Raw genomic sequence first — 7,790 nt, forward strand, 5'->3', positions numbered from 1 at the left:
CTTGATCGCTCTTTCGATGATGGCGAGCGCCAATGCCGGCTTGGTGGCGAAGCCGCCATTGGCGCTGTCGACAATCTCCTGCGGAACATGCACCTTCGACATACGCGCTTTATCTTCGGTCCAACTCTTGGGCAGATAAAGTTCACGGTCGATAAAAGCATGGCCGCGCTCGGTGGCGTAGCAGGCGAAAACGCCGATCTGGCAGTTGGTGACTTTGCCCGCTGAGCCCGTGTATTGCCGCGCGACGCCGCAGGACGCCTTGCCCTGCTTGAGGAAGCCCGTCTCGTCTATGACGAGAACCGCATCGTCATCCGCCAGGGTTTCGAGCGCATAATCACGCACAATGTCGCGCAGCGCATCCGCGTCCCAACGGCCGCGGCCCAAAATTGCCTGTTGCCGCCAAGGTCCCTGATCGCCAGCGGCTTCAGCCCGCATCCAGCCAGTCTTGCGCCGCTCTTCGCCCAGCAACCCGTCGAGAAAATGCTCCGCGGACCGCGCAACACGCTCCTGCGTGAAGAGAGGTCGCATCCGACGCTTCACGTCACGCAGCGACGAAGCCCACAACTCCAGCGTCGTCTCGATCGAGGCTCTCGACATTCCCATGATCCCCAGTCCGAATCATGGTGTCCCATCGAGTCAGAACTCCGCCAAAAATGCAACTGTAATGCTAGGCCCGGATGGCGGGGCAACCAGAAGTTTGCGCCCGTTGCCTAACTCGGATCGCCAACCTCGCCGAGCTCAATGACTCCCTGTGTGGCAATGAAGGCGATACGCTTGTCGAGCCGTTTTTGAGCTGGTTGCTACATTCGATCGAGCATGCTTTCGGAGAGCAAACCGTATTCATAACAAGGATAGAAGCCAACTATAGTCTACCGCGCAATCGCGCACGCTGCCTGGGGTTGGTCCTGTGCGAGGCGGTCATGAACTCAATGAAGCACGCTTTCCGAGGCGCGACTTCGGGAACTCTATTGGTGACCTTCGCCAGCGTGGATCAGGGTTATCGGCTGATCGTTGCAGATAACGGGGTAGGGTTCGAAAAGCCTGTCATGCGGAAGGGACGAGGGATGGGTTACATGGGCGAACTGGCAGATGAGCTACAGGGCGATTTGTACGTCGAAAGTCTGACCCGCGGAACGAGAGTTTCTCTGACTTTCCCCGCGTAGAACATGAGTCTGCTTGTCGTGTGATTTGATCGCGCTCGACAGAAAGCCCGCTCGCCAGGAATGTTTCCTCGGCGAGAGAGGACGCGCCGCGAAACCTTCGCGCTTATGAGTGGTAATCCGGTTTTCTCGCCGAGGCAGGGGCCAGGCGCAGAAGCGCTTCAGGAGCGACACGTTCATGGCCGTCAACTTCGCTCTGGAGCCGATAAAGCGGCCCCTCATAACTCTCAGGCAACAGGCGCACGATCGTAGATGCGCCCGCCTTCGTCAGGCGGTCATCCTCTGCCGCAAAGCGCACACTCGAACCCAAGGGAAACCGATGCCTGACCGTGGGTGAGCGATGGAGAGAGCTATGAGCGCTGGGTTGATGTAGCATTTTATTGAGCCCGCTTGAGAATACCGGGATAAACTTGTTTGGCGTGGTTGCGACAAGGTTGCCGCGCTTGCGCGGGGTTGACTCGCGTAGCGACGAAAAGGGCGAACAGGGTCAAGGCTACAGCCAGGGCCAAGAGCAGGAACATGCTCCATCTCAGAATATTTAGGAGCCTTCATGACTGCGCGCTTCATCCCTTTTCAAGCTCAAGCCCTCATGAGAGCGGCTACAGGGCACAACCAACCACGCGCCTACTTGTCCGACCGCAAGTTTGGAGGCAGACTCCTCGAGCTGAGCTTTCGATAGGCCGTCGCAAGCATCAGATGGCGCAGGGTCTCCTCCCTCCATCTCTTGAAATCTCGCTTCGGGGGGACATTTCGGTAGAATCTGAAGCAGTCAGGAATCTTGTGATGCAGGCGGCGCAATGCATTGGGGAGGACGACGCAAGTATCGTTCGAAGACAGTTGGGAGAGGCAATACGAAGCGCCACCCATGGGCTGATCCTCTCATCCTTGCCGGAGGAGATTCGTCTCCTTCTGGAAATCCTGGAAACACAAGTCAACAGTGAGACGGTAAGAGAGCAGCGCTGATTTCACACAGCAGCGTCAGCGTCTGGTTCCCTTGATTGGGCTGTCGAGAATCTTTCGCACAGTCTGGGCAAATTGGCGCAGAGTGAATGGCTTGGTGAGAACGTTTTCGATCTGGATATTCTGTCCAAGCAGCATCGCCCGGGGAAAGCCCGTCATGTAGAGAACCTTCAAGTCATGCCGCCGGAACACTGCCTCCCGCGTCAATTGCGCTCCGTCCATCTCCGGCATCACCACATCCGTAACAAGGAGAGCGACTTCTGGATGCGCCCTCAGGACGCCAATCGCCGCTGCGCCTCCTCCCGCCTCTTGAACGGTGTAACCCAGTTCGCGGGCAGCGAGCGCAGTGAGCTTCAAGGCGGTGGGATCGTCATCGACGACAAGCATCATTTCCTCCGGCTTCCCGAGCGGCAGTTCTGCGTCGTCCGAACGGGAGTTGGCGCCTGCGGCTCCGAGGAAGCGCGGGAACAGAATGCTAATATTGGTTCCAAGCCCCGGCTCGGAGTAAATCTTAATGTGGCCGTTCGATTGTTTCACGAAGCCATGAACTTGGGACAATCCAAGTCCGGTCCCCTTACCCATCGGTTTCGTTGTGAAAAACGGGTCGAAGGCGCGCGCTACGACGTCTGGCTTCATCCCCTCGCCGGTGTCGGCGACTGAGAGCTTGATATACTCACCAGGCTGGACGCCAGGATTTTGCGCTGAATAGCTCTCGTCGATCATAGCGTTCTCGGTGGTGACGATTAGCCGTCCCCCATTTGGCATGGCGTCGCGGGCGTTCACCGCCAGGTTCAGCAATGCATTCTCGAGCTCATGAGCGTCGAGGCACGCCTCCTATAGACCCTCCGCCAGGTGCGTCTCCAACTCGATCTTGGAGCCTGTCGTCCGCCGCAAAATATCCGACATGCCACGAACAAGATCGTTGGCGTCTAATACCTTGGGGTCGAGTGGCCTGCTCGCGTGAGAAGGCGAGGAGGCGACGAACGAGCCGGGCGGCCTTGTCTGCGCCCTCCTCGGCGGCATCAACAAGCATGTGGAAGTCGCCTTCCACGGTTTTGAGTTTCCGTCTCAGTATATTGAGGCTTGAGACGATGACGGCCAGCATATTGTTGAAGTCGTGAGCGATACCGCCTGTCAGTTGGCCCATGGCTTCGAGCTTCTGGGCTTGGCGCAGCTGAGCCTCAACCTTTACTCGCTCGCTCGATTGTTGGATAACTTCTTGATACGCTGTCTTTAAATTTTCATTCGCGGCTTCGAGGGCGATGAGTTGGCGCTCAGATGTCAATAAGACGAAAAGGCCAGACGCAGCCACCGCAAGGAAGAGAAAGCCAAAGACGATCTCGAGCGCCTCTGCGGCGCCCAGATAGGCCTGCTCCCTTTGCTGATAAAGATGATCCTCCTCGCTCATCATCTCATCAAAGATACGCGTCGCTTGGCGCATAATTTCCAGCCCGTGTCCGCCTTTTAACGACGCCAGCGCCTCCTCAGGGCGTCCTTCGGCGACGCTTCGGACCCTGCTCCTCATCAACTCCAATCTTTCGCGGATGAGGGGAAGCACGCGTTCTATCGCGATAAGCTGCTTCGTGTTGTCGGCCACAAGGTCGCGAAGATCGTCGATCTTCCTCTCTATCTGAGGCGCGACCGTTTCGTAGGGGAGCTCTAGGAATCGGTGATCCTGCGTCGCAATGAAGCCGCGCTCACCGCTCTCGGCGCGGCGGAGCAACGCAGAAAGGCTACCGAGGCTGTTTTTCACAGCCATTGTATGCCTTACCCACATAGAGGCGTCACGTTTGCGGCCCTCTGTGTGCATCGCAGCAACCACCGCAAATCCGACGATGGCCATGGCGAACAATACGGAGAGCAAGGCTGCGCGCTGTCTATGCGGAAGCTTCACTTTAACCCGCCAAAAGTTAGGTTTGCTGATTCATTATCATAGACCTGAGAAGCGGGAGAATACGGACGAGGCTTTTCCGAGAAGGCGACCCCGGCAATCACATCCCCCTCTTAACGCACTTTAGGTGGCGCGTGATCCCGCTCCTCCGGGCCCCGTCGGGGCTCAGCGTGAACGCAACCATTGCTCTCCTGCTGATGAAGCGAGTTACTGCGGCCGGAGCGAGCGCCTCCCGGGAGTAGCCCGCCCAAAAAACACTCAATCCCGCCCAGGCGTGTCCATTTAAGCTTGGCAGGGGTAATGCTAGATTATCCCGCCCTTACATGGGAATGGAGCTAGCACGCGCGTGGAGGGGGATGTGGACGAGCGGCGCCGCCTTGACAGCCAGAAGCAAGTTTTTTTGGAAAACGCGCTCCGGGAGAACGACTTGGTTCTCCAGATGGCCCTCGAGTCGGGGGGCATCGGGATCCACGTCTGGGAGCCGCAAACAGGTGAACTGGTCTGGGACGACAGGGTCAGAGCGCAATGGGGTTTAAGGCCGGGCGCGCATGTCGATTATGAAATCTTCATGCAAGGCGTGCACCCGATGGACAGAGCCGCCGTTGAGGACGCAGTCGAACGCGCGCTCGATCCACAAAACGGCGGCTACTATCAAGCCGAATACAGGGTCGTAGGGATAGAAGATCGAATCGAGCGCTGGATCGTCGCGACGGGGCGCGTTCTGTTTTCCGAAAAGAAGGCAGCGCGCCTAATTGCACCACGCAGGATGTCACAGAGAAAAGGCGGGCTGAGAAGAAACTGCTCTATAGCGAAGCATTGTTTCGGGCGGTTTTCGAAACGACAAACGCAGCGTTGGCGCAAATAGATACAAGGACGGGTCGTTTTATCCAGGTTAACCGCAGGTTTGCCTCGCTGCTTGGGTGGCAACCCGCTGAGCTTCACAATATGCGAATTCATGACTTTCTGGTGGATGATTGCGACAATGACTGGGATGGGTTGAGGGGACTCGCGGACGGAGTCCGCGGGGTCTTTGAAGCGGATAATCTTTTTCTCCGGCGGGACGGTTCGGTGTTCCGAGGCCACGCGGTCGCCAATCGTGTGGACGGCCTCGCGGGAGCTTCTATTGCTGTTCTCCTACTTTCTGATCTCAAAGACGGAGTTTAATTCCTTGGATAGGCTCGCGGGAGGCTGGTGAGCGGCTGCGGGGACTATGTGAGGAGGGTTATTGGTTATGGACGATGGGGAGCCTTGCTGACGCCGCGGCGGCCTATTCGCAAGGTCCTCTGGGGCCGGAACTTCGTCGCGGTGTGTAAATACCAATGGACAGGGTGAAAAGCAGCTAACCGGGATTTACAGTTTCCCGCTAGGGTTATCGCCGCATCGAATGTGGACGCCTCAAGCGTAGCCGCCCTGCTATTGAGATCGAGAGTTATGAAGAACTGCGCATAATAAAGCTGCTGCGTGGCTTCGTCCTGTTTCGATGTGAATACGCCAGCGCCGAAAGTCTCGACGCCGAACTGCGGCTTGGACAGTGAAAATCCAATGGCTCTTCCAAACACTGATTTTTTGTCGAGAAGAACTTCGCCTCGGTAAACTACGTCGAGAAGATTCCTGTTCTCTACAGCAAGTTTCACCGCCACTTTAGACTTGGTTCCTTCTTTGCCAAAAACGCAGCTCAAATGCTCCGGCACTTGGCCTTCTCTGAGAAGAATCATCCGCGCGGCTGGCTGTAAGGTCGCTTCGAAAAAAGCTGCGCACGGGTGATATCCGATCAAAAAGGCTGCCGCTGCCCACCTGAACATTGCGCAACCTCAGCGTGGTTCCCACCTGCACCCTTGCCACGCAGTAGCGAGGTGAAAAAGTCACAGCGGCATGCGCGCGGCCGCCCGGTGCCGGACGGCCTCTGACCTCTCAAAAGTAGCCCCCGCTGATTACCCGCAAAAGTAGGACCCAAGGAGAGGTGAAGGGCAAAGTAGGCTTGCATCCTCGCCCGGCAAGCTTCTACTGCAGTCTCGCCTGACGGCGCCGCCAGTGACGTTTGGCCGGTTTAGTCCTTCTTGGGGCGCGCTTGATTTTCTGGTAGCGACGAGCGCCTTTACAGCCGCAGCTGGTAGCAACCACGCATCCGGTCGCCATGGACTGCGTCCCGATCCATTCGGATGACAAGTCTGCGTGCCCTCAGCGGCCGCCAGTTTTTTGCGTAAGGAGACTTGCTAGCCATTTGGTGCCGCGCCGTGATAGCGTCCGCGCGGCCGTTGCGAAGTGCCCCTCGCGTCGGCCAGCTAAGGCTGGGGAGGCGGAACCTCGCCCGCCCTAGCCGCTACTGGCGGCTTCAGATGGGCGATCGGCCGGCCGTGTCATTTTTGAGCGACCAACCTCGGCCGCCGCCTCCGTGGAGCCGCCCAGACGTTGAATGAGGTGCGCGCCAGTGGCGCTTCATCATTCAGCCAGCCTTCAAACTCACCCTCGCCCCTTGCCATGCAAGACGCACTCGTTGGTCGGGCCCCAGCCCCTAATGAGCAGTCGGGGCTCAACTAGCGTCGGATCGACCTGCTCTAGAAGCGCTCGCGTGTGAAAAGTACGATCGTGGGCGCGTTTCGCCAGCTGGAGAAGTGGTGATCACCGCCAATGACGCTCTAAGCTTTATTGAGTAAGTCTCGCATCGATTGCGCGGCTGGTGGGCCAAAATTCACTCGCGCTCTAGTCCTATGGCTCCCCGGCGCCCGATGCTGGGACGTTTAGGAGCTTTTGGATCGCGCCCGTCAAACTCTCAAGAGTGACGCTTTCGGAGCACCGAGACGCTCTCCGTAGCCTGAAAGGCGTCTAACAGCTCCCCTGCATAGCCGGTGATAAGTAGAATCGGAATACTTGGTTGGGCCGCGCGAGCAGCCTCAGCGATATGGCGGCCGCTCACTCCGGGAAGACCCACGTCTGTGATAAGCAAGTCTAAAGGCTCGCATGATTCGATGACGTCCATGCCAGCCTGACCATCGCTCGCTACGATAACGATAAGGCCCATATCCTCGATAGTGTCGGTAATCAGCGAGCGTACCTCCGGCTGATCCTCGACAACCAAAGCCTTTCCTCTATGGTTTCTTCGAGGAGGCATTTTTTGGCCCTCAACCTTCATTTCGGTGGCGGCCGCGGGCATCGAAGGTTTGCATGCTGGGAGGAATATCTGAACTGTTGTCCCTTTGTTGATGGAGCTGCAAATTCGAACATTTCCTCCAGACTGACGCGCGAAACCGTAAACCTGGGGCAACCCCAGCCCCGTTCCTTTGCCGGTTGGTTTCGTTGTGAAGAAGGGCTCAAGCACACGAATTAGCTGCTCCGGGCTCATACCGACGCCATCATCGCTCACCTCTATCTCTACGTAGCTGCCTGGCTCCAATTCGGGGTCCTCAAGGCCACTGGTTAGCTTCCGGTCAATAAGACGAATTCTAAGGACGCCGCCTTCTGGCATGGCGTCACGGGCATTGATCGCAAGGTTCAACAATGCGCTCTCCAGCTGAGATGGATCACAGGCCACGCTCTGTGCCGCGTCTAAAATCAACTCCAGCCTTATTTCGGGCCCTATAGTTCGCCTCAGCATTTCCTCCAACCCCGCAACCACGCTTTTTGGTTCGATAACCTTTGGGACTAGAGGGTGTTATGTACTTTGGTGATTGATTGCTTTAGTAGAATCGGATGTCTTCGATTCGCAAACCGTATCCTTCTGACGTCAGCGACGAAGAGTGGTCGCTGGTTGCGCCTTATCTGACGCTCATGGACGAGGGCGC

General features: G+C 57.4%; 9 protein-coding genes. 4 read left to right on the plus strand and 5 right to left on the minus strand.

The window, feature by feature from the left end:
* A partial coding sequence (locus tag ACR652_RS15430; RefSeq protein ID WP_434507365.1) for an IS701 family transposase occupies positions 1-597 on the minus strand: 597 nt, incomplete at its 3' end.
* 80 nt (positions 598-677) lie between these two features.
* Between ACR652_RS15430 and ACR652_RS15435 the strand changes: the two genes are divergently transcribed.
* Positions 678-1,163: an ATP-binding protein gene (locus tag ACR652_RS15435; protein ID WP_434507366.1), complete on the plus strand. Its 486-nt coding sequence runs from the start codon at positions 678-680 to the stop codon at positions 1,161-1,163.
* 975 nt (positions 1,164-2,138) lie between these two features.
* On the opposite strand, the gene ACR652_RS15440 is transcribed toward ACR652_RS15435, so the two are convergent.
* Together ACR652_RS15440 and ACR652_RS15445 are read right to left on the minus strand one after the other, a co-directional pair.
* On the minus strand, positions 2,139-2,918 hold the full coding sequence (locus ACR652_RS15440) for an ATP-binding protein (RefSeq protein ID WP_434507367.1): 780 nt from the start codon (positions 2,916-2,918) through the stop codon (positions 2,139-2,141).
* 13 nt (positions 2,919-2,931) lie between these two features.
* Positions 2,932-4,014 carry a CHASE3 domain-containing protein gene (locus tag ACR652_RS15445; RefSeq protein WP_434507368.1) on the minus strand — a complete coding sequence of 361 codons (1,083 nt, stop codon included), beginning with the start codon at positions 4,012-4,014 and terminating at the stop codon, positions 2,932-2,934.
* 355 nt (positions 4,015-4,369) lie between these two features.
* On the opposite strand from ACR652_RS15445, the gene ACR652_RS15450 reads away from it, so the two are divergent.
* Positions 4,370-4,876: a PAS domain-containing protein gene (locus ACR652_RS15450; RefSeq protein ID WP_434507369.1), complete on the plus strand. Its 507-nt coding sequence runs from the start codon at positions 4,370-4,372 to the stop codon at positions 4,874-4,876.
* Positions 4,864-5,175 (plus strand): PAS domain-containing protein, encoded by a 312-nt coding sequence (locus ACR652_RS15455; protein ID WP_434507370.1) that lies wholly within the window; start codon positions 4,864-4,866, stop codon positions 5,173-5,175. The genes ACR652_RS15450 and ACR652_RS15455 overlap by 13 nt, the downstream gene beginning before the upstream one ends.
* A gap of 65 nt (positions 5,176-5,240) precedes the next feature.
* Here the strand turns inward: ACR652_RS15455 and ACR652_RS15460 are convergent, their stop codons facing one another.
* Together ACR652_RS15460 and ACR652_RS15465 are read right to left on the minus strand one after the other, a co-directional pair.
* The gene (locus tag ACR652_RS15460) at positions 5,241-5,813 is read right to left on the minus strand and encodes a hypothetical protein (protein WP_434507371.1); all 573 of its coding nucleotides are present in this window, start codon (positions 5,811-5,813) and stop codon (positions 5,241-5,243) included.
* 968 nt (positions 5,814-6,781) lie between these two features.
* Positions 6,782-7,603 carry an ATP-binding protein gene (locus ACR652_RS15465; protein ID WP_434507372.1) on the minus strand — a complete coding sequence of 274 codons (822 nt, stop codon included), beginning with the start codon at positions 7,601-7,603 and terminating at the stop codon, positions 6,782-6,784.
* Positions 7,604-7,698: 95 nt separating this feature from the next.
* Here ACR652_RS15465 and ACR652_RS15470 point away from each other — a divergent pair.
* Positions 7,699-7,790, plus strand: a 92-nt coding sequence (locus ACR652_RS15470; protein ID WP_434507054.1) for a transposase, incomplete at its 3' end; no start/stop codon positions are given.

The organism is Methylocystis sp. (assembly GCF_051061225.1).
Lineage (GTDB): Bacteria > Pseudomonadota > Alphaproteobacteria > Rhizobiales > Beijerinckiaceae > Methylocystis.